This is a genomic window from Streptosporangium nanhuense, assembly GCF_059358815.1.
The window spans coordinates 361,899-387,588 of record NZ_JCADBG010000003.1 but is presented as its reverse complement, the minus strand read 5'-3'; the positions used below and the strand labels follow the sequence as shown (position 1 = coordinate 387,588).

Here is a 25,690-nt window from a genome sequence, read left to right as displayed (position 1 = left end):
CGATCACACGCCTTCGTTGGAGTCGCCGGCCGGCTTGCCCCGCGTCAGCCAGCCGCGCAACCTCTCCAGGAGGCGGTCGACGTCCACGGGCTTGGGCACGTAGTCGGAGGCGCCGGATGCGATGCTTTTCTCCCGGTCGCCTCGCATGACCTTAGCGGTTAGCGCGATGATCGGCAGGTCCGCGAACTGGGGCATCCGGCGGATCGCGGAGGTGGTGGCCCAGCCGTCCATCTCCGGCATCATGATGTCCATCAGGACGAGGGCGACGTCCTCGTTGCGTTCGAGCTGCTCGATGCCCTCGCGGCCGTTCTCCGCGTAGATCACCGTGGAGCCGTAACGTTCGAGCACGCTGGTCAGCGCGAAGACGTTGCGGATGTCGTCGTCCACGATCAGGATCTTCGCCCCGGTCAGCGGGTCGTCGCCCTTCCACGGCTTGCCCTCGCCCTGCGGGAACTGCGGCAGGGGCATGTCGTCGTTGAACGTCAGCTCCGGCAGGTCGTCCGGCTCCTCCAGCACGCCGACGAGCGCCGGGTTGCGGGGGGAGCTGGGGGCGCTGGCCCCGCCGTCGCGCGAGGCCAGCGGGCCGCCGTACGACGGGGGAAGGTAGAGGGTGAAGGTGCTGCCCTCGCCGACCTCGCTGACCACGTGGATCTCGCCGCCGAGCAGGCGGGCGATCTCGCGGCAGATGGACAGGCCCAGGCCCGTCCCGCCGTACTTGCGGCTGGTGGTCCCGTCGGCCTGGCGGAACGCCTCGAAGATGACCTCCAGCTTGTCGGAGGCGATCCCGATGCCGGTGTCGACCACCTCGAAGGCGAGGATGCCGTCGGCGCCGCGCAGGGTGTCGTCCACGAAGGAGACGGCGCGCCTGGCGTGGATCACCCGCAGCCGCACCTCCCCCTTGGGGGTGAACTTGATCGCGTTGGAGAGCAGGTTGCGCAGCACCTGCTGCAGGCGCTGCTCGTCGGTGCGGAGCTCCTGCGGGATCGAGGGATCGACCTCGACGGTGAACGACAGGCCCTTGTCCTGGGCCAGCGGCGCGAAGGTGGCCTCGAAGTAGTCGACGAGCTTGGGCAGCGAGATCTGCTGGGGGTGGATGTCCATCCGGCCCGCCTCGACCTTCGACAGGTCGAGGATGTCGTTGATCAGCTGCAGCAGGGCCGAGCCGGCGCCGTGGATGGTCCTGGCGAACTCCACCTGCTGGGGGGTGAGGTTGCCCTCGGCGTTCTCGGTGAGCAGCTTGGCCAGCACGAGGAGGCTGTTGAGCGGGGTGCGCAGCTCGTGGGACATGTTGGCGAGGAACTCGGACTTGTAGCGGGAGGAGACCGCGAGCTGCTCGGCGCGCTCCTCCAGCGTGCGGCGGGCCTGCTCGATCTGGAAGTTCTGGATCTCGATGGCCCGGTTCTGCTTGGCCAGCAGCGCGGCCTTGTCCTCCAGCTCGGCGTTGGAGCGGCGCAGCTCCTCCTGCTGGCGCTGGAGCTCGTCGGAGCGCTCCCGCAGCTCGGTGGTGAGGCGCTGCGACTCGGTCAGCAGGTCCTCGGTCCTGGAGTTGGCGATGATCGTGTTCATCGTGACGCCGATGGTCTCGACGAGCTGGTTCAGGAAGTCGTGGTGGATCTCGCTGAACTCGCTGAACGAGGCCAGCTCCAGCACGCCGAGCACCTGCGTCTCGAACAGGACCGGCAGCACGACGATCTGCGCGGGCGTGGAGGTGCTCAGCCCGGTGTCGACGGTCAGGTAGCGGGCGGGCACGTTGCCGAGGAGGATCCCCCGGCCCTCCATCGCGGCCTGGCCCACGATGCCCTCGCCGGTCGCGAACCGCTGCCTGGGGCCGTTGCCGGGGCGGGCGCCGTACCCGGCGATGAGGTGCAGGTCGCGGTCGCCGGTGGGTTCGGCGAGGTAGAAGGCGCCGTAGTGGGCCGACACCAGCGGCGTCAGCTCGCTCATGATGAGCTTGGCGACCTCCATCAGGTCGCGGTGGCCCTGCATGAGGCGGGAGATCCTCGCCAGGTTGGACTTCAGCCAGTCCTGCTCCTGGTTGGCGGTGGTGGTGTCGCGCAGCACCGCCACCATCATGTTGATGTTGTCCTTCAGCTCGCCGATCTCGCCCTCGGCGTCGACGGTGATGGAGCGGGTCAGGTCGCCGGTGGCCACGGCGGTGGTGACCTCGGCGATGGCGCGGACCTGGGTGGTGAGGCGGGCGGCGAGCTCGTTGACGTTGTCGGTGAGGCGCTTCCAGATGCCCTCGGCGCCCTCGACGCGGGCCTGGCCGCCCAGCTTGCCCTCGGAGCCGACCTCGCGGGCCACCCGGGTGACCTCCGCGCCGAAGGAGGACAGCTGGTCGACCATGGTGTTGATCGTGGTCTTGAGGGCGAGGATCTCGCCCTGGGCGTTCACGTCGATCTTGCGGGTCAGGTTGCCGGAGGCGACGGCGGTGGTGACCTCGGCGATGTTGCGGACCTGGTAGGTCAGGTTGTTGGCCATGGAGTTGACGTTGTCGGTGAGGTCCTTCCAGACCCCGGAGACGCCGCGTACGCGGGCCTGGCCGCCGAGCTGGCCCTCGGTGCCGACCTCGCGGGCGACGCGGGTGACCTCGTCGGCGAACATCGACAGCTGGTCGACCATGGTGTTCAGGGTGTCCTTGAGCTGGAGGATCTCGCCCTGAGCGTCCGCGGTGATCTTCTTGGACAGGTTGCCCTGGGCGACGGCGGTGGACACCGCGGCGATCTGGCGGACCTGGGTGGTCAGGTTGTTCGCCATCACGTTGACGTTGTCGGTGAGGTCCTTCCAGGTGCCGGAGACACCGGGCACCTGCGCCTGGCCGCCGAGCTGGCCCTCGGAGCCGACCTCGCGGGCGACCCGGCTCACCTCGGAGGCGAAGGAGGACAGCTGGTCGACCATGGTGTTGATCGTGGTCTTCAGGGCGAGGATCTCGCCCTGGGCGTTCACGTCGATCTTGCGGGTCAGGTCCCCGTTGGCGACGGCGGTGGTGACCTCGGCGATGTTGCGGACCTGGTAGGTCAGGTTGTTGGCCATGGAGTTGACGTTGTCGGTGAGGTCCTTCCAGACCCCGGAGACGCCGCGTACGCGGGCCTGGCCGCCGAGCTGGCCCTCGGTGCCGACCTCGCGGGCGACGCGGGTGACCTCGTCGGCGAACATCGACAGCTGGTCGACCATGGTGTTCAGGGTGTCCTTGAGCTGGAGGATCTCGCCCTGAGCGTCCGCGGTGATCTTCTTGGACAGGTCGCCCTGCGCCACCGCCGTGGAGACGGCCGCGATGGCGCGGACCTGGGTGGTCAGGTTGCCCGCCATCACGTTGACGTTGTCGGTGAGGTCCTTCCAGACCCCGGAGACGCCGCGCACCTGCGCCTGGCCGCCGAGCTGGCCCTCGGTGCCGACCTCGCGGGCGACGCGGGTGACCTCCTCGGCGAACGCCAGCAGCTGGTCGACCATGGTGTTGACGGTGTTCTTCAGCTCGAACATCTCGCCGACCGCGTCGACGGTGACCTTGCGGCTCAGGTCGCCCCGCGCGACCCCGGTGGTCACCGCGGCGATGTCGCGGACCTGCGCGGAGACGCGGCTGGACATGGTGTTGACGGCCTCGGTGAGGTCGCGCCAGCTTCCCGACATGCCGCGCACGTTCGCCCGGCCGCCCAGGCGGCCCTCGGTGCCGACCTCCCTGGCCACCCGCGTCACCTCGGAGGTGAACAGCGACAGCTGGTCGACCATGCCGTTGATCGCCTTGCCGAGGCGGCGCACCTCGCCCCTGGCACCGCGGTCGAGGTCGATCCGGCGGGACAGATCGCCCTTCGCGACCGCGTCGATCACGTCCGCGGCCCCGCTGACCGGGCCCACCAGCGCGTCGATCAGCGTGTTGACCGAATCGACGCTCTCGGCCCACGAGCCCACTCCGGGACCGGGGGTGAGGCGCTCGCCGAAGCGGCCCTCCTTCACCACCTCGCGGCGCACCCGGTGCAGCTCGTTGGCGAGGTGCTCGCGGCGGTCGGCCACCTCGTTGAGCAGCAGGCGGATCTCGCTGAGGATTCCCGGCGGGGCGTGCGGCACCCGGCGGCGGAAGTCACCGTCGCGCCAGGTGATCAGCGTCTGCAAAATCGGTCGCAGATCGGATTCGCTGTAACGTCGCTCCTCGACGCCGGACACGGTGTCGACCGTGGTCATCGAATGACTCCTGTGGATACTCCGGCCTTCGGACCGGGGAGGAAACGGGAGCGAGAAGGCCCTCTAGCGCCTAAGCGTGCCTGGACCCGCATAACCCATTCCATCCGAAACTTAACTGATCTTGTATTAGCATGTGAAGCGTGGCGCACATCGTGAAGCGGGCGTTCAAATTCCGCTTCCACCCGACGGACGAGCAGGCAGCGGAGCTGTCTCGCACGTTCGGCTGCGCCCGCCTCGTCTACAACAAAGCCCTCGAAGAACGCACCCGCGCCTACACGCTGGAAGGCCGAAAGGTCTCCTACGTGGAGTCGTCGGCCGCGCTGACACAGTGGAAGAAAACCGAGGACCTCGCGTTCTTGAACGAGGTCTCCTCGGTCCCGCTCCAGCAGGCATTGCGTCACCTTCAGGCGGGGTTCGCGAACTTCTTCGCCAAGCGGGCCAAGTATCCGGCGTTCAAGTCCCGCAAGAAGTCGCGCCTGTCGGCCGAGTACACCCGTTCGGCGTTCACCTACCGGGACGGTCGGATCACCTTGGCGAAGATGGACGCGCCGTTGGACATCGTGTGGTCGCGTCCCCTTCCCGAGGGCGCGCAGCCGTCCATGATGACCGTGACCAAGGACGCGGCAGGACGCTGGTTCGTCTCGATCCTGTGCGAGGACACCATCGCCCCGCTCCCCTCGACTCAGAACGTGGTCGGGGTGGACGCGGGCATTACGGCGTTGGCGACGCTCTCCACAGGAGAGAAGATCGTCAACCCCAAGCATGAGCGGGCCGACCGCCGCAAGCTCGCCAAGGCTCAGCGCACCCTCTCCCGTAAGGAGAAGGGCTCGGCGAACCGGCAGAAGGCGAAACTCGCGCTCGCCCGCGTCCACGCCCGTATCGCCGACCGCAGGCGTGATCATCTGCACAAGGTCACCACGCGTCTCGTCCGTGAGAACCAAACGGTCGTGATCGAAGACCTCGCCGTGCGTAACCTGGTGAAGAACCACAGCCTGGCCCGCGCCGTCTCCGATGCCTCCTGGCGCCAGATGCGGTCCATGCTGGAGTACAAGACGCAGTGGTACGGGCGCGAACTTTTGGTCGCAGACCGGTTCTTCCCGTCGTCGAAGCTGTGCTCCGCGTGCGGCACGATCCAGCGGTCCATGCCGTTGGGGGTCCGCGAGTGGGTATGCGCGTGCGGCGCCTCCCACGACCGGGACGTCAACGCCGCCAAGAACATCCTCGCCGCCGGGCTGGCGGAGAGGTGAAACGCCTGTGGAGCTGACGTAAGACCTCAAGGAGAGTCCTCTCTGGCGGGCGGTCGGCGGTGAAGCAGGAACCCCCACGGGCGACCGTGAGAATCCCCTCCCTTCGGGGAGAGGAGGATGCCAAATGACCTCCTTGACTCCCGGGGGCGCAGCCGTGAGTCACCCCAGTCTGTCACGGTGCGCAATGTGTAGTCCCACCTTCGATTCACCCCATGTCAACGGGAAGTGTGGTAGTCACGGAACAGTGACCAGTGCTCCACGCGCCGTCCTGGCGGCGACCTTCGCCCCAGGACACACGGCCGTTCCTGCCGCCAGGCGGTTCACCATCGAGGTGATGACCGCCTGGGCCGCCGCGTCCGTCCTGGCGGTCGCCGAGCGGCTGGCGGCCGACCTGTCGTCGCAGGTGACCGACGTCCCCTTCGAGATCGTCTGGAGCCATCTGGGCGACGGGCTGCAGATCGAGGTGCGCCGCAAGCAGGCCCCCGACGGGGGCCCCGGCGTCCCGTCCGTACCGGTGGAGGAATGGGGTGTCACCTTCGCCGGTCAGCAGCGCACGCACTGGGCCAGGATCCGGCTGCCCGGCTCCTCCGGGCGGCCGTCCTCGGAGTGGACCGCCGAGGAACCCAGCCGAGGGCCTATCTGGATGGGTTTTCTCGCCGACGCCAGCGATCTGCTGGCGGGCACCCTCGATCCCGACATGGTGCCCGCGATCATCTCGCAGATCGTGGTGCCGCGGCTGGCCACCTGGTGCGCCGTCTACACATGGAGCAACGGCGGCGGCCCGCAACGCCCAGCCTACCTCTGGCACACCGACGAGCGGCGCATCGACGAGCTCAGGGAGGAGCTCGCCGAGGTCCAGATCCCGCAGAACGGCGGGTCCGTGCAGCTCGGCGACTCGCAGGTGCTGATCATCCCGCTCCTCGCGCGCGGGCGCTCGCTGGGCGCGATGTGCCTGGGGCGGGCCGACCGGTTCACCGAGGACGTCCTGCAGTACGCCGAGGACATCGGCCGCCGCGCCGCGCTCGCCCTGGACAACGCCCTGCTGTTCGCCACCCAGGCGGCGGCCAACCGGGCCCTGCAGCGCAGCCTGCTCCCTCCCGACGAGCCGGGCGAGATCCCCGGCCTGGACCCCGCGGTGGTCTACGAGCCCGCGGGGGAGACCAACGAGGTCGGCGGCGACTTCTACGACCTCTTCGCGGCCGGCGACGGCTCCTGGCGGTTCGCGGTGGGCGACGTCTGCGGGACCGGCCCCGAGGCCGCCGCGGTCACCGGCCTGGCCCGCCACACCCTGCGCCTGCTCGCCCGGGAGGGGTACGGGGTGGCGGCCGTCCTCGACCGCCTCAACCAGGCCATCCTCGACGAGGGCGAGCGCGCCCGCTTCCTGACGCTGCTGCACGGGGAGATCAAGCCCGTGCCGAGCGGCCTGGACGTGGCGATGGTCTCCGCGGGGCACCCGGAGGCGCTGCGGCTGAAGCCCAGCGGCGTCGTGGAGACCGTGGTGACCTCCCAGTCGCTGCTGGGTGTCTTCCCCGAGGCGACCTTCAAGGCGGAGCTCGTCCACCTCGACCCCGGTGACGTGCTCCTCGCGGTGACCGACGGGGTCACCGAGCGCCGCAGGGACGGGCGGCTGCTCGACGACGACGCGGGGCTGGCCAAGCTGCTGGCCGAGTGCGTGGGGCTGTCGGCGCGGGCGGTCGCCGAGCGGATCCGCCGCGCGGTCCAGGACTTCGCGCCCGAGCCGAGCGCCGACGACATGGCGATCGTGGTCCTGCGGGCCCGCTGACTCCCTGCCGTTCTGCCTGCCCGGGGGCTTCCGGGACCCGCGCGTCGCGACACGGGCTAGATGTCGGTCTTCACGTGCTTCCTGGCGAAGTCCAGCTGGGCCGACATCTGCGCGATCCGCTCGGAGACGACCAGGGAGCCGTGGCCCGCGTCGTAGCGGTACACCCGGTGATCGTGGTCGCGCTCGGCGAGCCTGGTCACGTACGTCTCGATCTGCGCGATCGGGCAGCGCGGGTCGTTCTCCCCGGCGAGGATCAGCAGCGGGGCCTCGACCTGGTCGACGTAGGTGATGGGCGAGCTGTTGGCGTACCGCTCGGGCTGCTCCTCGGGTGAGCCGCCGAGCAGCGCGCGGTGGTAGGAGCGCAGCGCCTCCGTCTCCTCGGCGTAGGCGGCGGTGTGGTCGGCGATCGGCACCGTGGCGATGCCCGCCGCCCACATCTTGGGCTGGGTGCCCAGGCCGAGCAGCGTGAGGTAGCCGCCCCAGGAGGCGCCGGACAGCACCAGCCGGTCGGGGTCGCTGACGCCGCGGTCGACCATGGTGTCCCTGACGGCGGACACGTCGGCCAGCTCGATGTGCCCGACGTCGCCGTGCAGGGCGTTGCGCCAGGCCGAGCCGTATCCGGTGGAGCCCCGGTAGTTGACCCGCACGACCGCGAAGCCGAGATCCACCCAGGCGGCCACCTGCGGCACGAAGGAGTCGTCGTCCTGGGCGGTGGGCCCGCCGTGCAGCAGGAAGACCGTGGGGAAGGGGCCGGAGCCGCGCTCGGGGCGGGACACCAGGGCGTGGATGCGGCCGCCGGGCCCCTCCACGTCCACGTCCTCGACCGGGACCGACGGGGGTGAGGTGGGGCCGCCGTGGTTCATCACCACGTGGCCGCTGGTCGACCGGATCAGCGGCGGGTGGGCCCCGCTGGACCAGGAGTACTCGACGGAGCCGTCGGGGCGGGGCGCGGCGGCGTCGATCACGCCGTGCTGGGTCTCGATCGGGAAGAGCCCGCCGCCGGGAAGGTCGTAGCGGCTCAGGTAGGTGCGCCCCCGGTTGGCCCGCACGACGAGCAGCGAGCGGCCGTCGTCGTACCAGTCGGCGGTGATCTCGCCCGGGTCGCGCAGCCAGATCTCCCGCTGGTCACCGGTCTCGGGGTCCCAGACGAGGGGCTCGCGGCGGCCCCTGCGCTCGTGCAGGGTGAGCAGGCGGCGGTCTCCCGACACCGGCGCGAAGCGCAGGCCGACGACCCCCTTGCCGGGCTCGTCGTGCAGGTCGCCGACGACGTCGCCGTTGCGCCGGAGCACCCGCAGGCCGGGGTGCCGGGCGTCGCCGCGCTCGCTGTGGCTGATCGCGATCAGCGAGCCGTCCAGGGAGACCGCGGAGACGGCCGCCGCCTCGGTGTGCTCGTAGATCGTCCGCGCGGGCTCGCCCGGCCGTACGAGATGGACGGTGAAGCCCCGCCCCGGCCTGGCCATGCCGATGACCGCGTCGCCCGTCGCGGAGAGCCCGAGCCCGGCGGGGAAGCCGGGGTCGAGGTCGACGGGCTGGTCGGGGCCGCCGTAGAAGGGCTGGCGCATCCACCGGCCCCACTCGTCGCCGTCGGTGTCGTCGAACCACCAGATCCACTGCCCGGTGGGGTCGATGGCGCCGTGCGAGGTGCCCTTGGGCCGCGAGGTCGCCTGGCGGGTGGAGCCACCCGCGCGGTCCCAGGCGTAGACCTCCCACGCCCCCGAGGCGTTGCTGCGGTAGACGGACCGGCTGGGGGCCTGGCCCGCCCACGCGGGCAACGTCGCGCGCGGCGCACGGAACCTGGCCTGCCAGCGCTCCTCCGCCTTCATATGGCGCTTCCCTCCGTCAAGGCGTCAGCTTCACGCGTCCAGGCGCGGGCTCGCCGGATTGCGGTCCAGTATGTCGTCTTCACCGACTAATTGCTTGAGTAATGTCGGGGAATTTCGGACTAAAAGTCACATCAGTAACAGGCGCCCCGAAGGGGGCTGTCAAGCACACAGCTTGCTCAGAGGTGGTGCTTAAAGATAGACATACGGAAAGAAGCCTCCACAAGGCACTTTTCTGGGAGTTCGGCGATCCTTCTTCGCATAACTTCCGCATCCGTATGCCAGGCGCTGGGCCCCATTCCCACAACCGCCTCAACCGCATCATGCCCCAGGGACATCTCGAACGCGAGGGTGCTCCGGCCGGTCTCGACGAAGTACTCGTTCAGGCTCTCCGCCACGCGCCGCTCCTTCGAGTCGTCCACCGACAGGAGCCCCAGCCGCTCCACCAGTGGCGTGAGGTGCCGCGAGGTCGGTGTGACCACTACGAGCTCACCGTCCCCCTTGAGCACTCGTGCGAACTCTGCCCCATTTCTGGGAGCGAACACATTGAGGAGCACATCGATCGTGCCGTCCCCCAGCGGCAGCGGTCTCCACACGTCGGCCACCACCGCCCCCAGCCGGGGATGGGCCCGCGCGGCCCGCCTGATCGCGTGCTTGGAGACGTCCAGCGCCACCCCGGCGGCCCCCGGCAGCCCGTCGAGCGCCCGCGCGAGGTAGTGGCCCGTACCGGCACCGGCGTCCGCGACCACCTTCGCGCCGGTACGGCAGGCGCCGGCGACCGCCTCCGCCAGCGGGGCGTAGTGCCCGGCGGCGAGGAACGCGTCCCTGGCCGCGACCATGGCCGCGCTGTCGGCCGTTCCCGGCACCCGGGAGCCGGTCAGCAGGCTGACGTATCCCTGTCTGGCCACGTCGAAGCCGTGCCCCAGGGCGCACCGCAGGACCCGCTCCCCGAGCTCCAGGGAGCCCCGGCAGACCGGGCAGGCGAGGTGTTCGACGACATCGTCCAGCATCTCCCCATCATCTCGCGTCCCGCCGGGGCCGAGATGCCGTGCCGAACGGGGGAGTCAGGTGGTCTGCTGGATCTGCTGGAGGAAGGCCGCGTTGGAGGGGGTCTCGCTCAGCCTGCCGGTGAGGAGCTCCAGGGCCTGCTGCCGCTCCAGGCCGCCCAGCGTGCGGCGCAGCCGCCAGGTGAGCTGCCGCTCCTGGGGGTCGAGGAGGATCTCCTCGCGGCGGGTGCTTGAGGCGTCGAGGTCGACGGCGGGGTAGAGGCGCTTGTCGGCGAGGGCGCGGCTGAGGCGCAGCTCCATGTTGCCGGTGCCCTTGAACTCCTCGAAGAGGCTGTCGTCCATCCGCGAGCCGGTCTCGACCAGCGCGGTGGCGAGGATGGTGAGCGAGCCGCCGTCGCGCAGGTTGCGGGCGGCGCCGAAGAAGCGGCGCGGGGGGAGCAGGGCGGCGGCGTCGATGCCCCCGGCGAGGGTGCGCCCGCCGCCGGGGGCGAGGTTGTTGTACGCGCGGGCGAGCCGGGTGAGGGAGTCGAGCAGGAGGACGACGTCGTGCCCGGCCTCGGCGAGACGCTTGGCGCGCTCGACGGCGAGCTCGGCGACGGCGATGTGGTCGCGGTCGGGACGGTCGAACGTGGACGCCGCGACCTCGCCGTGGACGGACTCGCGCATCTCGGTGACCTCCTCGGGCCGCTCGCCGACGAGCACGACCATGAGGTGGCAGTCCGGGTGGTTGGCGGTGACCGCGGCGGCCAGGTCCTGCAGGACCATCGTCTTGCCCGCCTTGGGCGGGGCGACGATCAGCCCGCGCTGGCCCTTGCCGACCGGCGTGAACAGGTCGACGACCCTGCCGGTCAGCGACCCGGTCTCCAGGCGGAGCCGGTCGCGCGGGTGGATCGGGGTCATGTCCGCGAAGTCGGGCCGGTGCCTCCAGGAGGCGGCGCCGTTCACGCTCTCCACCCCCTCCAGGCGCTCGTACGGGGCGCGCGCGGTGGCCACGACGTGGTCGCCGGGGCGCAGGCCGTACTCGGAGAGCTGGGAGTGGGGCACGCGGACGTCGCGGGGGGACGGCAGGTAGCCGCCGGTCCTGATGTGCCCGGTCCGGTCGCGGACGTCGAGCAGGCCGGTCACGGTCTCGACGGGGGCGTCGCGCCCGGGGGAGCGTCCGGCGGGGGTGCCGCGTCCGGAGGAGTGCCCGGGGGAGCCTCCGGCGGGGGTGTCGCGCCTGGAGGAGTGCCCGGGGGAGCGCCCGGCGGTGGCCGCGCCGTTCCCCCGGGGGGCTTTCCCGGGGGTGCTCGCGTCGCCTCCACGGGGACGCGGCACCTTCTTGGCGGTGGTTTTCTCGATGGTGGGTTCCTTGAAAACGGGTTCGGTGGTCATGAATGACCTCTCACGGGAGAAACGGGAGAAACGGGTGAAGAGGACCGCACGCCTGAGGCGGGAGCGGTGCCGAGAGAAAAGCGAGAAACGGGGGCGGATCCATCGCACGCGGCCTAGCCAGCGGTGCGTCACGCCCGGTATCACGGTAGCACCGTCGCCCCATCCCGAACAGGAGAGCGGATGCTACATCAACCCATAACGGTCGCCGGGGTCGAGGTGTTCCCGCTGTGTGACGCGGTGGGGCCCATGGGCGACGCGATCCGGCGCCCGATGTCGCAGATGTTCCCCGGCGGACGCCACGGAGAGTCGGACGAGTGGATCCTGCACTTCCACTGCTACCTGCTGCGCGACGCGGCGGGACGCACGGTGCTGGTCGACACCGGCATCGGCCCCCATGACTCGCCCGCGGCGAGCTGGGCACCGGTGCCCGGCGCCCTGGGCGCGGAGCTGGCCCGGGTGGGGACGGCGCCCGAGGAGGTGGACGCGGTGGTCATCACGCACCTGCACAGCGACCACGCGAGCGGCGCGGTGGTCGCGGGGACGCCGGTCTTCGCGGGCGCCCGGCACGTCCTGCAGCGCGCCGAGATCGACGCGGCGGACGAGGCGGTCCTCGACCACGTCGTACGGCCGCTGGGCGAGCGGGTGCAGGTGGTGGACGGCGGGGCGGAGGTGCTGCCCGGCGTCCGGGTGCTGCTCACCCCGGGGCACACCCCGGGCCACCAGGTCGTCCAGGTCGGCGATCTGGTGCTGACCGGCGACGTGGTGCTGCATCCGGTGCAGCTGGAGGACCCGCGGGTGCCCTACCTCTACGACGCCGATCCCGAGCTGGCCGCCGCCACGCGCGTGGAACTGCTCGACCGGGTCAGGGCGGAGGGCGGGACGATCGCCACCGCCCACTTCGCGGAGCCCTTCACGAGGATCGGCTGAGGCGGGGTCGTCACGAGCCCGTCCGGGCGGCGGCGGCCGGGAGCAGCCGGCGCCGCGCCTTGCCCCGGTAGCGGACGACCTGGACGGCGCCCAGCGCCCAGATCGGGTACTGGGTGGCGAAAGCCCACCGGAAGGCGTCCGGGCCGGTGTTGCCCAGGAGGTCCAGGGTGACGCCGATCAGGGCGATCACCGCCACGGACGCGACGAAGCCGCCGCCGTTCACGATGCCGGTGGCCGCGCCGATCCGGGTGGCCGGGTTGAAGGTCCTGGCGTAGTCGAAGCCGATCATCGACCCGGGGCCGTTGGCCGCCAGCACCACCACGAGCGCCACCAGCAGCCAGAGCGGTGCCCGTCCCGGCCAGAGCAGCACGGCGGTCCACGCGCCGGCGGTGGTGCCGATCACGATGAGCACCATCCGGGAGCGGTGGAAGGGGAACCGTCCGGCGAGATAGCCGAGCAGCGGCCCGCACACCATGCCGCACAGGGTCAGCGTGGTCAGCAGCACCCCCGCCGTCGCGGGGGCCAGCCCCTGGCCCTGGACCAGGAACGGATACCCCCACAGCAGCAGGAACGCCGCGGCCGAGCACTGGGTGGCCGCGTGGGTCCACATGCCCAGCCGGGTGCCCGGCTCGGCCCAGGCGGCCTTCAGGCTCGGCGGCTCCCCCGTACGCTCGGGGCGGGGGTCGCGCAGCACCGTGACCAGCAGGAAAGCCGAGACCAGGCCCAGGACGGCGGCGCCCAGGAAGGTCGGCGTCCAGCCGTACGTGTGCAGGGAGTAGATGAGGGGCACCGCGGAGGCGATCGCGCCGAGCTGGCCGAGCAGCCCGGTGAGCTGGACCATCAGCGGGTTGCGGCGGGCGGGGAAGGAGAGGCCGACCAGCCTGATCACGCTGATGAACGTCATCGCGTCCCCGCACCCGATCAGCGCCCGCCCGGCGATCCCCGGCAGCAGGCCCCCGGCCAGGGCGAAGACGAGCTCGCCGCAGGCCATCACCAGCGCGCCCAGGACCAGCATGCGCTTGGAACCGAGCCGGTCGACCAGCATCCCGACGGGCACCTGCATGCCCGCGTAGACCAGCAGCTGGCACATGGCCAGGACCGAGAGCCCGGCCGCGCCGACGTCGAGCCTCGCCGCCGCCTCGATGCCCGCCACGCCCAGCGACTGCCGGTGGAAGACGGCGATGACGTAGGCAACCACACCCGTGGCCCAGAAGAAAACCGCCATGGACCGTGGTTTCATGGGGCAAATATTACTTTTTACGTGTTTTGTGAATGCATTCGGGTCCCGGGGATCGCCGGGATCAGCGGCGCGGGTAGCGGATGAGCAGGCTCGCATGGACGTCCTGGTCACCGAGGACGGTGTACGTGTGCGGGACGTCCGACCGCCAGGAGACGTGCTCGCCGGGACCGGCCCGCAGGGGAGCCCCGGCCGGTCCGGCGCTGAGCGTCCCGGCGAAGACGGTCACGTGCTCGGTGACCCCCTCGTGGTGGGCGGGCGAGACCTGTGTCGTCCCCGCCCGGATCACCATCCGGTAGAGCTCGTACGTGACCCCCTCGTCCTCGAAGACCTGGAGCAGGCTCCCCTCGACGGCCGTCCCGTGGACGACGGGCACCCCCTCGGTCCGCCCGCTCCCGCCCGCGTCCACCGGAGGCGGGGTGCCGACGGCCATCGCCAGGGGGACGCCGAGTTCGGCGGTGATCGCCCAGAGGGTCTCCAGGGTGGGGTTGCGGGTGCCGTTCTCCAGGCCGGAGAGCGTGGCCTTGCCGACGCCTGCGCCGCGGGCGAGGGCGGACAGGGAGATGCCGCGCTCCTCGCGCAACCCGCGAATCCGCCGCCCGATGTCGAGCGCGCCGCCGCCGTCCGCGGCGGGCCTGGGGCTTTGTGCTCCGGAGTCCATGAGGCTATGGTGCAGCACGAGAGCCGTTCCGTTTACGGAACGGCTGGCGCTCCCCCCGGAGGACGCGCCGGTGACCGGGCCGAGAAGCGAAGAGGAGCGAGGGAACGCGGGGAGGTCACCGGGTTCGAGCGTCCTCGTCACGACGCGCCGATGTCGCCGTCAACGCGTGAGGAACGGAAATGACACGTCTGCTGCAACCCGTGCTGGCCGGAGTGGTGGCCGCGGTGGTCGGTTTCGCCAGCTCCTTCGCCGTGGTCCTGGCGGGGCTGCGGGCGGTGGGCGCCGACCAGCGGCAGGCGGCGTCGGGGCTGCTCGTCCTCAGCGTGGCCAGCGGCGCGGTGGCCGTCTGGCTGGGGCTGCGGCAGCGTGTCCCGATCGTCGGCGCCTGGTCCACCCCGGGGGCGGCGCTGCTGGTCGCGACCGGCGCCGTGGAGGGCGGTTTTCCCGTCGCGGTCGGGGCGTTCGTCGTCTCCGGACTCCTCCTCACCGCCGCCGGTCTCTTCCCCGCCCTGGGCCGGTGGATCGCGGCCATCCCCACGTCGATCGCCGGCGCCATGCTCGCCGGGGTCCTGCTCGACCTGTGCGTCGCGCCGGTCAGGGCACTCGCCGAGATACCGCTGACGGCGGGTCCCGTCGTGCTCACCTGGGCGCTGCTGAGCAGGTTCGCCCGCAAGTGGGCGATCCCGGTGGCCCTCCTCGTCGCCGTCGCGGCCATCGTGCTGACCGGTCCCGGGCTGGGCGCGGTGGACGTGCGGCCGGTGCTGGAGGTGACGGTCCCGTCCTGGAGCGCGCAGGCGATGGTCAGCGTCGCGCTCCCGCTGTTCCTGGTCACCATGGCCTCGCAGAACGTGCCGGGCATGGCGGTCCTGGCCGGGTACGGCTACCGTCCCCCGCTGCGCGGGATCCTCGTCTCCACCGGCCTGGCGAGCACGCTGGGTGCCCCGCTGGGCGGCCACGCGGTGAACCTGGCGGCGATCAGCGCCGCGCTGTCCGCCGGGCCCGACGCCGACCCCGATCCGGCCCGCCGATGGATCGCCTCGGTCTCCTCGGGCGTTGCGATGATCGTCCTTGGGGTCGGCTCCGGGCTGGCCACCGCGCTCGTGCTGCTCTCCCCGCCGCTGCTCGTCGAGGCCGTCGCCGGTCTCGCCCTGCTCGGCGCGCTCGTCTCGGCCATCGCCTCCGCCGTCGCCGATCCCGAGGCGAGGGAGGCCGCGGCCGTCACCTTCGTGGTCACCGCGTCGGGACTGACGCTCCTGGGCGTGGGCGCCGCCTTCTGGGGACTCGTCGCGGGCGGGCTCATGACCCTGCTGCACCACCGTGGGAAATCCCGTGAAACCCCGGCCGGCGAGGCCCCGGCGGATCCGGACGCGTACGAGAAAGGCCCGGAGACGCCTCAGCCGGTGCGCCCTGAGGGGCGCACCGGCTGCGAGAGAGCGTGACTACGTGACTAGCGGTGGTCCGAGCGGCCGTGGCGACCGGCCACCAGCTGGTCGGTGGAGGACTGACGGGGCACGTCGACCCGGGGGTGGGGCGCGGTGTCCTCGACGCGGTCGTCGACGCCGTCGCGGTCACGGTCGACCACGGGGGCCGTGGTCGTGCTCGTGGCCGTGGCGGGCGCGGGAGTCGCGGGAGTCGATTCGAGCTTGCGCTCCAGCTCCCGCTTCTCCTCCTCCAGACGGGTGACGCGGTCGCGCGCCTCCGTCCGCGAGGCGCGAAGGCTGCGACGCTTCGCGGCCGAGCGCCGCATACCGGAGAACATCATCCCCAGGCCGAGCAGGAAGACCGCTCCGGTGGCCACGCCCGCGAAGAAGAGTTCCAGCTGGGTGAACTGGAACAGGCGGTCGAACACGGTGAACGAAGCGGTGGTGGTCGATGCCGCGGTCTCGTCCCAGGAGACCGCGATCACGGTCGCACCCGCGAGTACGATCAAGAGAAGTCCCAGCACTATCATGTGGCTACCACCTCAGGCTTTGGCTGCTGTGACAGCCACTGCTGCCCCGGGCGCGCGGGATTATTCATCGGATCCCCATGGTTGCCGGGGAATGTGAAGAACGAGCCGCCGCGAGACCCCACGGACATCGACGTCGTCGTCATCGGCGCGGGGCAGGCGGGGCTCTCCAGCGCCTACTTCCTGCGCCGGGCCGGGCTGGACTTCACGGTGCTCGACCGCTCCCCCAGGCCCGGCGGCGCGTGGCAGTACCGCTGGCCCTCCCTCACCCTCGGCGCCACCCACCACGTGCACGACCTGCCGGGGCTGCCGCTGGGCGCCGCCGACACGACCCGGCCCTCGGCCGAGGTCGTCTCCGAGTACTTCGCCGCCTACGAGCGGGCCTTCGATCTGCCGGTACGGCGCCCGGTCGAGGTGCGGGCCGTACGGGAGGGCACGGGAGGACGGCTGCTGGTGGAGACCGGGGCCGGCGACTGGTCGGCCCGCGCGCTGGTCAACGCCACCGGCACCTGGGACCGCCCGTTCTGGCCGCGTTACCCGGGCCAGGAGACGTTCCGGGGGCGCCAGCTCCACACCGCCGACTACGTGAGCCGCGAGGAGTTCGCGGGACTGCGCGTGGTGGTGGTCGGCGCCGGGGCCTCGGCGATCCAGCTCCTGATGGAGATCGCGGAGGTCGCCACGACCACCTGGGTCACCCGGCGCCCTCCCGCCTTCAAGACGGGGCCCTTCGACGAGAACCTCGGCCGCGAGGCCGTCGCCAGGGTCGACGCCCGTGTCCGGGCGGGGCTCGCGCCGGGCAGCGTGATCGGGGTCACCGGATATCCGGTGACCCCCCAGGTGGAGGCGGCCATGGCGACGGGGGTCCTCGACCGGCTGCCGATGTTCGACAGGATCACCCCCGAGGGCGTGGCCTGGGACGCCGGGCCGGGCGGGCCCGCCCGGCTGGTCGGGGCGGACGTGATCCTCTGGGCGACCGGCTTCCGGCCCGTCATCGGCCACCTGGCCCCGCTGCGCCTGCGCGAGCCCGGTGGCGGCATCCGGGTCGAGGACACCCGGGCCGTCCTCGACCCCCGGGTCCACCTGGTCGGCTACGGTCCCTCCGCCAGCACCGTCGGCGCCAACCGCGCGGGCCGCACCGCCGTACGGCACATCCTCGGCCTCCTCGCCGCGCCCGCCGGTTCCGGGAAGCCGGTCCCCTCCACGGCGGCGTAGGGGGATCACGGCCGGCACGGGCGGGGGGGGGGCGTCGGCGAGGCGGGGTGCCCGCGGAAGGTATCGGCGGGCGGTGTCGGAGGGCGGCGTCGGCGGGCGGTGCCGCTGGCGCGGAAATGTGGATCTCCCGGAGATTCCGGGCCCGTCGCGGCGGGTCTAGGGTTGACGCCCATGGACCGCACCCGCCTGTATCGCAACGGCGTCCTGGAGGCCGAGGGCTTTCCCATCGACGACATCTCCGAGTACGTGGAGGACGAGTCCGTCGTCGTCTGGTTCGATCTCTGTTCGCCCACGCAGTCGGACCTGGCGAAGATCAGCGAAGAGCTGGGCCTGCACCCCCTGGCCGTCGAGGACGCGCTCCACAGCCACCAGCGCCCCAAGCTCGACACCTACGACAGTCACCTGTTCATCACCACCTACGCGGCGAACCTGGTGGACAAGGGGATCGACTTCATCGAGGTCTCGATCTTCGCGACCAGGAACGCCCTGGTCACCGTGCGGGAGAACCCCGATTTCGACATCGACGAGGTGATCAGGCGCTGGGACGCCAACTCCGCCATGGTCAGGTTCGGGGTGCCGTACCTGCTGCACGGGCTGCTCGACTACATCGTGGACGGCTACTTCGACGTGCTGCAGGGGGTGGACGACCGGGTCGAGGAGCTGGAGGACGACCTCTTCCAGGACAACCCCGGGGACATGCCGCACATCCAGCGGCGGACCTTCGAGATGCACAAGAAGCTGGTGCGCTTCCGGCGGCTGGCGGTGCCGACCCGTGAGGTCGTGGGCAGCCTGCTGCGCAGGGAGGACGTCCTGGATCCCAAGCTGGTCCCGTACTACCAGGACATCCACGACCACACCATGCGCACCGCGGAGTGGAGCGAGTCCCTGCAGGACCTGGTGAGCAACGTCCGCGAGGCCCACATGAACCAGCAGGGGTTCCGGCTCAACGACATCATGAAGAAGATCACCAGCTGGGCGGCCATCATCGCGGTGCCCACGATGATCACCGGTTTCTACGGGCAGAACGTGCCCTATCCCGGTTTCGACCAGTCGATCGGGTTCTGGACGTCCACGATCCTGATCATCGTGGGCACCGTCCTGCTCTACCGGGCGTTCAACAAGCGCAACTGGCTCTGACCCGGCCGCCGTCCCGCGCCGCTCCCGGGCCGACTGCGCCGTCCTCCGCCGCCCACCGGGCCACGTGGGCCGTCCCACCCCGCCCACCGGGCCACTCCCGACCGTCCCGCGCCGCTCACCGGGTCACCTGATCGGCCGGGAGGCCGCCCGCCGTAGCCTGGCCTCAGGGGAGAACGGCCGGGCCCGGCCCGGCGTCCGGCAGGGATCGGCGATCGGTGAGGGACGAGCTGCATGGCACGCGGACGGCTGCGCGTCTACCTGGGGGCGGCCCCCGGGGTGGGCAAGACCTTCGCGATGCTGGCCGAGGGGCGCCGCAGCGTGGAGCGCGGCACCGACGTGGTCGTCGGGCTGGTGGAGACGCACGGGCGGGAGCGCGTCGAGAGGCTGCTGGAGGGGATGGAGGTCCTCCCCCGGGCGGCGCTCGAGCACCGCGGGGCCGTGTTCGGCGAGCTGGACGTGGACGCCGTCGTCGCCAGGAGGCCGGAGGTCGTTCTCATCGACGAGCTGGCCCACACCAACGTGCCGGGCTCGCGCAACGCCAGGCGCTGGCAGGACGTGGAGGAGATCCTGCTGGCCGGGATCGACGTGGTCTCCACCGTCAACGTCCAGCACCTGGAGTCGCTCCGCGACGCGGTCGAGGAGATCACCGGGGTGGTCCAGCGCGAGACGGTCCCCGACGAGGTGATACGGCGGGCCGCGCAGGTGGAGCTGGTCGACATGGCCCCGGAGGCGTTGCGCGGCCGGGTGGCGCGCGGCGACGTGTACACGCCGGAGAGGGCGGACGCGGCGCTGTCGAAGTACTTCCGGCCGGGCAACCTGACGGCCCTGCGCGAGCTGTCGCTGCTGTGGATGGCGGGCGAGGTCGGCGACCGGCTCGGCAACCACCGCGCCGCCGGGGTGTGGGAGACCCGGGAGCGGGTGGTGGTGGCGCTGGCGGGGGGCCCGGAGGGGGAGACCCTGGTGCGCCGGGCGGCCCGGATCGCGGCCCGGTCCCCGCGGGCGGATCTGCTGGCGGTGCACGTGACGATGGCCGACGGGCCGGCGAACGCCGATCCGGCGCGCCTGGCCCGGCAGCGCGCGCTGGTGGAGAGCCTGGGGGGCGGCTACCACCAGGTGGTGGGCGACGACGTGCCGCGGGCGCTGCTCGAGTTCTCCCGGCGGGTGAACGCCACGCAGCTGGTGCTGGGGGTCTCCCGGCGCGGGCGGCTCGCGCGAAGACTCTTCCGCGGGGTCGGCGTGACCACGGCCGCGTCCTCGGGGACCGTCGACGTTCACATGATCACCCACGAGGAGATGGGGAGGTCCGGCGGCCGTGGCCCGTCGCGCGCCGCGCTCACCCGCTCCCGCAGGCTCGCAGGCTGGGGGACGGCGCTGCTGGGGCTCCCCCTGCTCACCGCCGCCCTCCTGGGCTTCGACCACGCGACGCTGCCGAGCGTGATACTGCTGTTCCTGCTGATGGTGGTCTGCGTCGCGCTGGCCGGTGGCATGTGGCCCGCGATCACCGCCGCGGTGGCCGGGTTCGCCCTCCTCAACTGGTACTTCACGCCGCCCTTCCACTCGCTGGCCGTGACGCGACCGGAGAACCTGCTCGCCCTGGTCGTCTACGTGCTGGTCGCGATCATGGTGAGCGCGGTCGTCGACCTGGCGGCCCGCCGAGCCAGGGAGGCCGCCCTCGCGGGCGCGGAGGCCGAGGTGCTGGCGACCCTCGCCGGGTACGTGCTCCGGGGCGAGGCGGCGCTGCCGTCCCTGCTCTCCCGGCTCAGGGAGATCTTCGGGCTGGCCTCCGTCACCCTGCTGGAACGCCGTCCCGACGGGCCGCCCGGCTCCCCCGGCCTGTCCGGCCCGGGGCACCCGGACGGCCCGGGGCACCCGGACGGCCCGGGGCACCCGGACGGTTCGGAGCACTCGGACGGTTCGGACGGCTCGGACGTTCTGAGCGGCTCGGGCGGCTCGGGCGGCTCCGGTGGCTCTGACGGCTCCGACGGCTGGCGGATCGTGGCGACCGGGGGCGGGGAGCCGTCCACCCGTCCCGGCGTCGCCGGCACCGACGTGGTCGTCGACGACGACCTGGTGCTGGCCGTACGCGGATGGCTGCCCGGCACGTCCGGCCGCAGGGTGCTGGAGGCGTTCGCCGCCGAGGCGGCGGTGGCGCTGCGCCACCAGCGTCTCGCCGAGCAGGCGGGGCGGCTGCGCCCGCTCGCCGAGGCCGACAGGATGCGCACCGCGCTGCTCGCCGCGGTCAGCCACGACCTGCGCACCCCGCTCGCCTCGGCCAGGGCCGCCGTGGAGGGCCTGCGCGCCACCGACGTCGACTGGTCGCCGGAGGACAGGGCGGAGTTGCTCGCCACGGCCGACGAGTCCCTGATCAAGCTGGACAGGCTGGTCGCCAACCTGCTCGACATGAGCCGCCTGCAGGCGGGGGTGCTCGGGCTGACGCTCCAGCCGACGGCGCTCGAGGACATCGTCCCCCGGGTCGTCGACGAGCTGGGACCGCCGTACGACCGGGTGCTGAACCGCCTGCCCGAGGACCTCCCCGAGATCGCCGCCGACCCGGCGCTGCTCGAACGCGTACTGGTCAACCTCGTCTCCAACGCCGTCCGTTACAGCCCGCCGGGCGTCGCCGTGCTGGTCGGCGCGAGCGTGGACGGTGACGGCGCCGACGAGGGCGACGGCGACGGCAACGGCGGCGGCGGCCACGTGGAGATCAGGGTCGTCGACCGGGGGCCGGGTATCCCCGAGGAGTCCCGCGACCGGGTCTTCATGCCCTTCCAGCGGCTCGGCGACCGCGACAACGCCACCGGCGTCGGTCTCGGCCTCGCGCTCTCCCGGGGGCTGGCCGAGGCCATGGGCGGCACCCTCCTGCCGGACGACACACCGGGCGGAGGCCTCACCATGGTCCTGACCCTGCCCGTCTTCCCGCGGCACCGGGCCGCGCTCGCACCCGTGGAGGACCCGTGACGCGCATCCTCGTCGTCGACGACGAACCCCAGCTCCTGCGGGCGCTACGGATCAACCTGGCCGCCCGGGGGTACGAGGTGGCCGTGGCCCCCGACGGCGCCGCCGCCCTGCGGCAGGCCGCCGACCGGCATCCCGACCTGGTCGTGCTCGACCTCGGCCTGCCCGACATGGACGGGGTGGACGTCATCCACGGGCTGCGCGGCTGGACGACCGTCCCGATCATCGTGCTGTCCGGCAGGGCCGAGGGCCGCGACAAGGTGGAGGCCCTGGACGCGGGCGCGGACGACTACGTCATCAAGCCGTTCGGCGTCGACGAGCTGCTCGCCAGGATCCGCGCGGTGTCACGCCGCGCCTCGGTCACCGAGGAGGAACCGGCCCGGTTCGTGATCGGCGAGCACGAGGTGGACTTGGCGGGCAAGACCGTCTCCGGCGGCGTGCGGCTCACCCCCACCGAGTGGCGCCTGCTGGAGATCCTGGTCCGCAACCCCGGCAAGCTGATCACCCAGCGCCGCCTGCTGAACGACGTCTGGGGCGCCGCCTACGGCAAGGAGACCAACTACCTCCGCCAGTACATGGCCCAGATGCGCAAGAAACTGGAGCGCGACCCCGCCCACCCGGTCCACCTGCTCACCGAGCCGGGCATGGGCTACCGCTTCCAGCCCTGACCGGCTTCCACCCCCTGACCGGCCGCCTCCCGGTACGGTCTCAACCAGCGGACACCCCCGTGTCAACCACGGGACTACCGGGAATCGGTCAAGCACGAGCCTGTAGACCTTCTGGAGGCATGGGTGAGCACGCGGGGGGTGGTCACCGTGATGCTCGGCGCCGCGGTGCTCTTCTCACTGTCGACGCACGACGACACACGGGCGAGGGCCGCACCGGCCCGGGTCGCGCCGCTGGACAACCCGGACGGCGTGGGCCCCGGCCTGGCACCCGTCAGGTCGGCCGGGGACCGGGGCACCGCCGTCAGGCTGATCGGGAGGCTCCGGGTCGGGCCGATGGGCTCCAAGGCCGGCTACACCCGGGCCAGGTTCGGCGAGAACTGGGCCGACACCGCCAGGGGGGTGCCGTACGCGCGCAACGGCTGCGGTACCCGCGACGACCTGCTGGCCCGCGACGGCGAGGACGTGCGCTACCGCCGCGGATCCGACTGCGTGGTCGTGTCCATGAAGCTGCGCGACCCCTACACCGGCCGGGTCGTCCGCTGGACCAAGCAGCGCTCCGACGAGGTCCAGGTCGACCACGTGGTCCCGCTGTCCTACGAGTGGCGGATGGGGGCCTCCCGCTGGCCGCCGTCCAAGCGGAAGCGCATCGCCAACGACCCGCTCAACCTCCTCCCGGTGTACGGCGACGCCAACGAGGCCAAGGGCGGCTCGGGACCGGCGTCCTGGCTCCCTCCCGTGCGCAAGGTCCGCTGTGCCTACGTCGTCCGCTTCGCCCAGGTGGCCCTGAAGTACGACCTGCCGGTCACCCGCGCCGACAAGAGGGTCATGCTCGCCCAGTGCCGGTGACCCCCGCACGCGCGCGACCGCTCGAAGGCGGGGGTCTTCCGGAAGCGGGTGTCGCTCAGAAGCGGCGGAGCAGGGCCTGCTTGGCGGTGGTGAACTCCTCGTCGGTGAGGATGCCGTCCCTGTGCAGGTCACCGAGCTCGCGCAGGCGGCGCAGGAGCGAGTCCGGGTCGTCGCCGCCGGCGGGTGCCGCGGCCGCCTCGATCGCCGGGGGGTCGGCGGGGGGCAGGCGGGCGTCCGAGGGGTGCGGCAGCCTGGCGAGGATCGCGGCGACGAGCAGCGCCGTCGTGCGGGTCTCCTTGTCGAAGCCCCACAGGACCAGGCAGCTCGGGTCGTGCTTGGGAGCGAGCTTGTGCGAGGTCGCGCCCGTCACGTGGAAGCGGAGATAGCCGCTCTCCAGGCCCGCGGTCGGGAACCACTCCACGCCCTTGAGGTCCTTCAGCGCGAGCCGCTGGGGACCGGCCGACCTCTTGGCCTCCTCGGTGGCCCAGTTCCATTCGAGGCGGACCGACTCGCCGTCGAACGTCGCGGTGCCGTCGCCCGCGGGGACCACCACGGGCAGGGCGGGGCCCGGCATGAGATAGCGCTCCGAGGGGCCGTCCGGCACCTGCTCGATCACCAGCGCGTTGCGCACCTCGTCGACGAAGTACTCGGCGGCGCCGGTGCGGTCGGCGTCCACGACCAGCTGGTAGGGGTCGGCGGCGTCGGCGATCCGCCCGAGCGCCGCCTGGTTGAACGGGTCGGCGCCCTCGCGCAGCCGCAGCCGCAGCCTGCCGCCCTTCTTCGCGGGCTCGTAGAAGATGCCCGCCACCGCCTCCAGCGGCACCCGCACCTCGCCCAGCAGCTGCCGCAGTTTCTTCACGCTCCGGTCGCGACCGGGCACGATCCGCAGGAGCTCGCCGTCGAATGTCCAGGTTCCGTCACGTACCATGACCTCCGCCATACGGTGATCGTAAGGTGAGCGGGTCGCGTGACGCGCGCGATCGGGCGGCGAATCGTCCGGTCGATCGGACGGGCGCGACGGGCGCGACGGGCGTGACGGAAGCTGGACGTTCGACGGCGAATCGTCCGGGGCGGCGCGGCGCGGACGGTCCGGCTTCCGATCGGGCGGAGCGGTCTTCTATTCTTCGAAATTGACCAGGCCACCTTCGGAGCCGCTCCACAACCGTCTTCCCAGCCGGTCGCCGACCGCCTCCGGAGCCGATCACCAGCAGGCGAAGGAACTCCCGTGACCTCTCCGGCCCTGACCATCGACGAGCTGACCGCCCGGCGGGACGACGCCCAGCGTGACTACGACGCGCTCGTCCGGCGCGGCCTGTCCCTCGACCTGACGCGGGGCAAGCCGTCGGCGCGGCAGCTCGACCTCTCCGAGGCGCTGCTGGACCTGCCCGGCGGGCACACCGCCGCGGACGGCACCGACTGCCGCAACTACGGCGGGCTCCAGGGGCTGGCCGAGCTCAGGGAGATCTTCAGCGGCCCGCTGCAGGTGCCCGCCGCGCAGCTCGTCGCCGCGGACAACTCCAGCCTCTCGCTGATGCACGACACGATCGTCCACGCCCTGCTCGGGACGCTGCCCGGCGCCGAGCGCCGCTGGGCCGACGAGCCGCGGATCGCGTTCCTGTGCCCGGTGCCCGGGTACGACCGCCACTTCGCCCTGTGCGAGCGGTTCGGCATCGAGCTGATTCCCGTGCCGATGAACGCAGAGGGGCCGGACATGGACGTCGTGGAGCGTCTCGTGCTCGACGACCCCCAGGTCAAGGGCATCTGGTGCGTGCCCAAGTACAGCAACCCCGGCGGTGTCTCCTACGGCGACGAGACGGTGCGGCGCCTGGCCGCCATGCCGGCCGCGGCCCCCGACTTCCGGATCTTCTGGGACAACGCCTACGCCGTGCACCACCTGACCGACACGCCCGCGGAGATCGCCGACGTGCTGGCGCTGTGCGCCGAGAACGGCCACCCCGACCGCGTCTTCGTCTTCGGTTCCACCTCGAAGATCACCTTCGCCGGTTCCGGCGTCTCCTTCTTCGGGTCGTCCCCGGCCAACGTGGCCTGGCTGCTCGGGCACACCGCCAAGCGCACCATCGGCCCCGACAAGATCAACCACCTCCGCCACGTGGAGTTCCTCCGGGACGCGAACGGCCTGGCCGAGCACATGCGCCGCCACCGGGAGCTGCTCCGGCCGAAGTTCGACGCGGTCGAGACGATCCTCACGAAGGAGCTGGGCGGCAGTGGCCTGGCGGCCTGGTCCAGCCCCGAGGGCGGCTACTTCGTCAGCCTCGACGTGCTGGAGGGCTGCGCGCGCGAGGTGGTGAGGCGGGCCGGTGAGGCGGGCATCGCCCTCACTCCCGCGGGCGCCACCCACCCGTACGCGACGGATCCCCGCGACAGCACCATCCGCATCGCCCCCACCTACCCCGAGCTCGACGAGCTGGAGACGGCCATCTCCGGCCTCGCCACCTGCGTGCGCCTCGTCGCCACCGAGAAGCTCCTGGAGAGTGCCCGCTAGGCACGTCCCGCCGGAGTTTTCGGCAGGCGCCCGCCGATGTCGGCCGGGGTCCGCCGGGGTGTTCACCGGGCGCCCGCCGGACCGTCGTCGAAGGCCCCGAGCGTCCCTCCGGCCGGTTCCCCGCGCCGGGGGGACGCTCCGCGTCGCGGTCCTTACGCTTCGTGTCCGGTCGTCAAGGAGGTGTCAGGG

At 71.9% G+C, this 25,690-nt stretch carries 16 protein-coding genes and 2 pseudogenes; 10 read left to right on the top strand and 8 right to left on the bottom strand.

Annotation, left to right across the window (positions count from 1 at the left end; genetic code table 11):
* Positions 1-3: 3 nt before the first annotated feature.
* Complete coding sequence (locus AC5L38_RS09605) at positions 4-4,176, bottom strand: HAMP domain-containing protein (RefSeq protein WP_495242389.1); 4,173 nt, start codon at positions 4,174-4,176, stop codon at positions 4-6.
* Between the two features lie 140 nt (positions 4,177-4,316).
* Between AC5L38_RS09605 and AC5L38_RS09600 the strand changes: the two are divergent.
* Positions 4,317-5,551 (top strand): annotated as a pseudogene (locus tag AC5L38_RS09600) (RNA-guided endonuclease InsQ/TnpB family protein).
* Positions 5,552-5,667: 116 nt separating this feature from the next.
* Positions 5,668-7,206, top strand: coding sequence for a PP2C family protein-serine/threonine phosphatase (locus tag AC5L38_RS09595; RefSeq protein ID WP_495242388.1), 1,539 nt, complete (start codon positions 5,668-5,670; stop codon positions 7,204-7,206).
* Between the two features lie 56 nt (positions 7,207-7,262).
* Here the strand turns inward: AC5L38_RS09595 and AC5L38_RS09590 are convergent, their stop codons facing one another.
* The 3 genes and pseudogenes from AC5L38_RS09590 to rho form a co-directional block, all read right to left on the bottom strand.
* Complete coding sequence (locus AC5L38_RS09590) at positions 7,263-9,029, bottom strand: S9 family peptidase (RefSeq protein WP_495242387.1); 1,767 nt, start codon at positions 9,027-9,029, stop codon at positions 7,263-7,265.
* Positions 9,030-9,205: 176 nt separating this feature from the next.
* Positions 9,206-10,036: a putative RNA methyltransferase gene (locus AC5L38_RS09585; protein ID WP_495242386.1), complete on the bottom strand. Its 831-nt coding sequence runs from the start codon at positions 10,034-10,036 to the stop codon at positions 9,206-9,208.
* Between the two features lie 54 nt (positions 10,037-10,090).
* Positions 10,091-11,158, bottom strand: a pseudogene (gene rho, locus AC5L38_RS09580) (transcription termination factor Rho); the annotation flags it as partial.
* Between the two features lie 429 nt (positions 11,159-11,587).
* Between rho and AC5L38_RS09575 the strand changes: the two are divergent.
* Complete coding sequence (locus tag AC5L38_RS09575; protein ID WP_495242385.1) at positions 11,588-12,334, top strand: MBL fold metallo-hydrolase; 747 nt, start codon at positions 11,588-11,590, stop codon at positions 12,332-12,334.
* 10 nt (positions 12,335-12,344) lie between these two features.
* Here AC5L38_RS09575 and AC5L38_RS09570 read toward each other — a convergent pair whose 3' ends face one another.
* Complete coding sequence (locus AC5L38_RS09570) at positions 12,345-13,574, bottom strand: MFS transporter (protein WP_495242384.1); 1,230 nt, start codon at positions 13,572-13,574, stop codon at positions 12,345-12,347.
* 61 nt (positions 13,575-13,635) lie between these two features.
* On the bottom strand, positions 13,636-14,232 hold the full coding sequence (locus AC5L38_RS09565; RefSeq protein ID WP_495242383.1) for a helix-turn-helix domain-containing protein: 597 nt from the start codon (positions 14,230-14,232) through the stop codon (positions 13,636-13,638).
* 179 nt (positions 14,233-14,411) lie between these two features.
* Here AC5L38_RS09565 and AC5L38_RS09560 point away from each other — a divergent pair, with 179 nt between their 5' ends.
* Positions 14,412-15,671, top strand: a complete 1,260-nt coding sequence (locus tag AC5L38_RS09560) for a benzoate/H(+) symporter BenE family transporter (protein WP_495242382.1) — start codon at positions 14,412-14,414, stop codon at positions 15,669-15,671.
* An 8-nt stretch (positions 15,672-15,679) separates the two neighbouring features.
* Here the strand turns inward: AC5L38_RS09560 and AC5L38_RS09555 are convergent, their stop codons facing one another.
* Positions 15,680-16,162 (bottom strand): hypothetical protein, encoded by a 483-nt coding sequence (locus AC5L38_RS09555; RefSeq protein ID WP_495242381.1) that lies wholly within the window; start codon positions 16,160-16,162, stop codon positions 15,680-15,682.
* 114 nt (positions 16,163-16,276) lie between these two features.
* Between AC5L38_RS09555 and AC5L38_RS09550 the strand changes: the two genes are divergently transcribed.
* From AC5L38_RS09550 to AC5L38_RS09530, 5 genes are all read left to right on the top strand, one after another.
* Positions 16,277-17,392 carry an FAD-dependent oxidoreductase gene (locus tag AC5L38_RS09550; protein ID WP_495242380.1) on the top strand — a complete coding sequence of 372 codons (1,116 nt, stop codon included), beginning with the start codon at positions 16,277-16,279 and terminating at the stop codon, positions 17,390-17,392.
* Positions 17,393-17,563: 171 nt separating this feature from the next.
* Entirely contained in the window at positions 17,564-18,529 is a 966-nt protein-coding gene (locus tag AC5L38_RS09545) for a magnesium transporter CorA family protein (RefSeq protein ID WP_495242379.1), read from the top strand.
* 231 nt (positions 18,530-18,760) lie between these two features.
* Positions 18,761-21,487, top strand: coding sequence for a sensor histidine kinase (locus tag AC5L38_RS09540; RefSeq protein ID WP_495242378.1), 2,727 nt, complete (start codon positions 18,761-18,763; stop codon positions 21,485-21,487).
* On the top strand, positions 21,484-22,152 hold the full coding sequence (locus AC5L38_RS09535; RefSeq protein ID WP_495242377.1) for a response regulator: 669 nt from the start codon (positions 21,484-21,486) through the stop codon (positions 22,150-22,152). Before AC5L38_RS09540 ends, AC5L38_RS09535 begins: the two co-directional genes overlap by 4 nt.
* Positions 22,153-22,275: 123 nt before the next feature.
* The gene (locus AC5L38_RS09530) at positions 22,276-22,998 is read left to right on the top strand and encodes an HNH endonuclease family protein (RefSeq protein ID WP_495242376.1); all 723 of its coding nucleotides are present in this window, start codon (positions 22,276-22,278) and stop codon (positions 22,996-22,998) included.
* A 55-nt stretch (positions 22,999-23,053) separates the two neighbouring features.
* Here the strand turns inward: AC5L38_RS09530 and AC5L38_RS09525 are convergent, their stop codons facing one another.
* The gene (locus AC5L38_RS09525) at positions 23,054-23,938 is read right to left on the bottom strand and encodes a DUF4429 domain-containing protein (protein ID WP_495242375.1); all 885 of its coding nucleotides are present in this window, start codon (positions 23,936-23,938) and stop codon (positions 23,054-23,056) included.
* 285 nt (positions 23,939-24,223) lie between these two features.
* On the opposite strand from AC5L38_RS09525, the gene AC5L38_RS09520 reads away from it, so the two are divergent.
* On the top strand, positions 24,224-25,501 hold the full coding sequence (locus AC5L38_RS09520; protein ID WP_495242374.1) for an aspartate aminotransferase type Ic: 1,278 nt from the start codon (positions 24,224-24,226) through the stop codon (positions 25,499-25,501).
* Positions 25,502-25,690: the final 189 nt, after the last annotated feature.

Excerpts from the sequence above, each read along its gene's own strand:
- AC5L38_RS09585 (WP_495242386.1), bottom strand. The coding sequence starts at position 10,036 with ATGCTGGACGATGTCGTCGAACACCTCGCCTGCCCGGTCTGCCGGGGC.
- AC5L38_RS09560 (WP_495242382.1), top strand. The coding sequence starts at position 14,412 with ATGACACGTCTGCTGCAACCCGTGCTGGCCGGAGTGGTGGCCGCGGTG.
- AC5L38_RS09570 (WP_495242384.1), bottom strand. The coding sequence starts at position 13,574 with ATGAAACCACGGTCCATGGCGGTTTTCTTCTGGGCCACGGGTGTGGTT.
- AC5L38_RS09540 (WP_495242378.1), top strand. The coding sequence starts at position 18,761 with ATGGCACGCGGACGGCTGCGCGTCTACCTGGGGGCGGCCCCCGGGGTG.
- AC5L38_RS09575 (WP_495242385.1), top strand. The coding sequence starts at position 11,588 with ATGCTACATCAACCCATAACGGTCGCCGGGGTCGAGGTGTTCCCGCTG.
- AC5L38_RS09545 (WP_495242379.1), top strand. The coding sequence starts at position 17,564 with ATGGACCGCACCCGCCTGTATCGCAACGGCGTCCTGGAGGCCGAGGGC.
- AC5L38_RS09525 (WP_495242375.1), bottom strand. The coding sequence starts at position 23,938 with ATGGCGGAGGTCATGGTACGTGACGGAACCTGGACATTCGACGGCGAG.
- AC5L38_RS09590 (WP_495242387.1), bottom strand. The coding sequence starts at position 9,029 with ATGAAGGCGGAGGAGCGCTGGCAGGCCAGGTTCCGTGCGCCGCGCGCG.
- AC5L38_RS09565 (WP_495242383.1), bottom strand. The coding sequence starts at position 14,232 with ATGGACTCCGGAGCACAAAGCCCCAGGCCCGCCGCGGACGGCGGCGGC.
- AC5L38_RS09605 (WP_495242389.1), bottom strand. The coding sequence starts at position 4,176 with ATGACCACGGTCGACACCGTGTCCGGCGTCGAGGAGCGACGTTACAGC.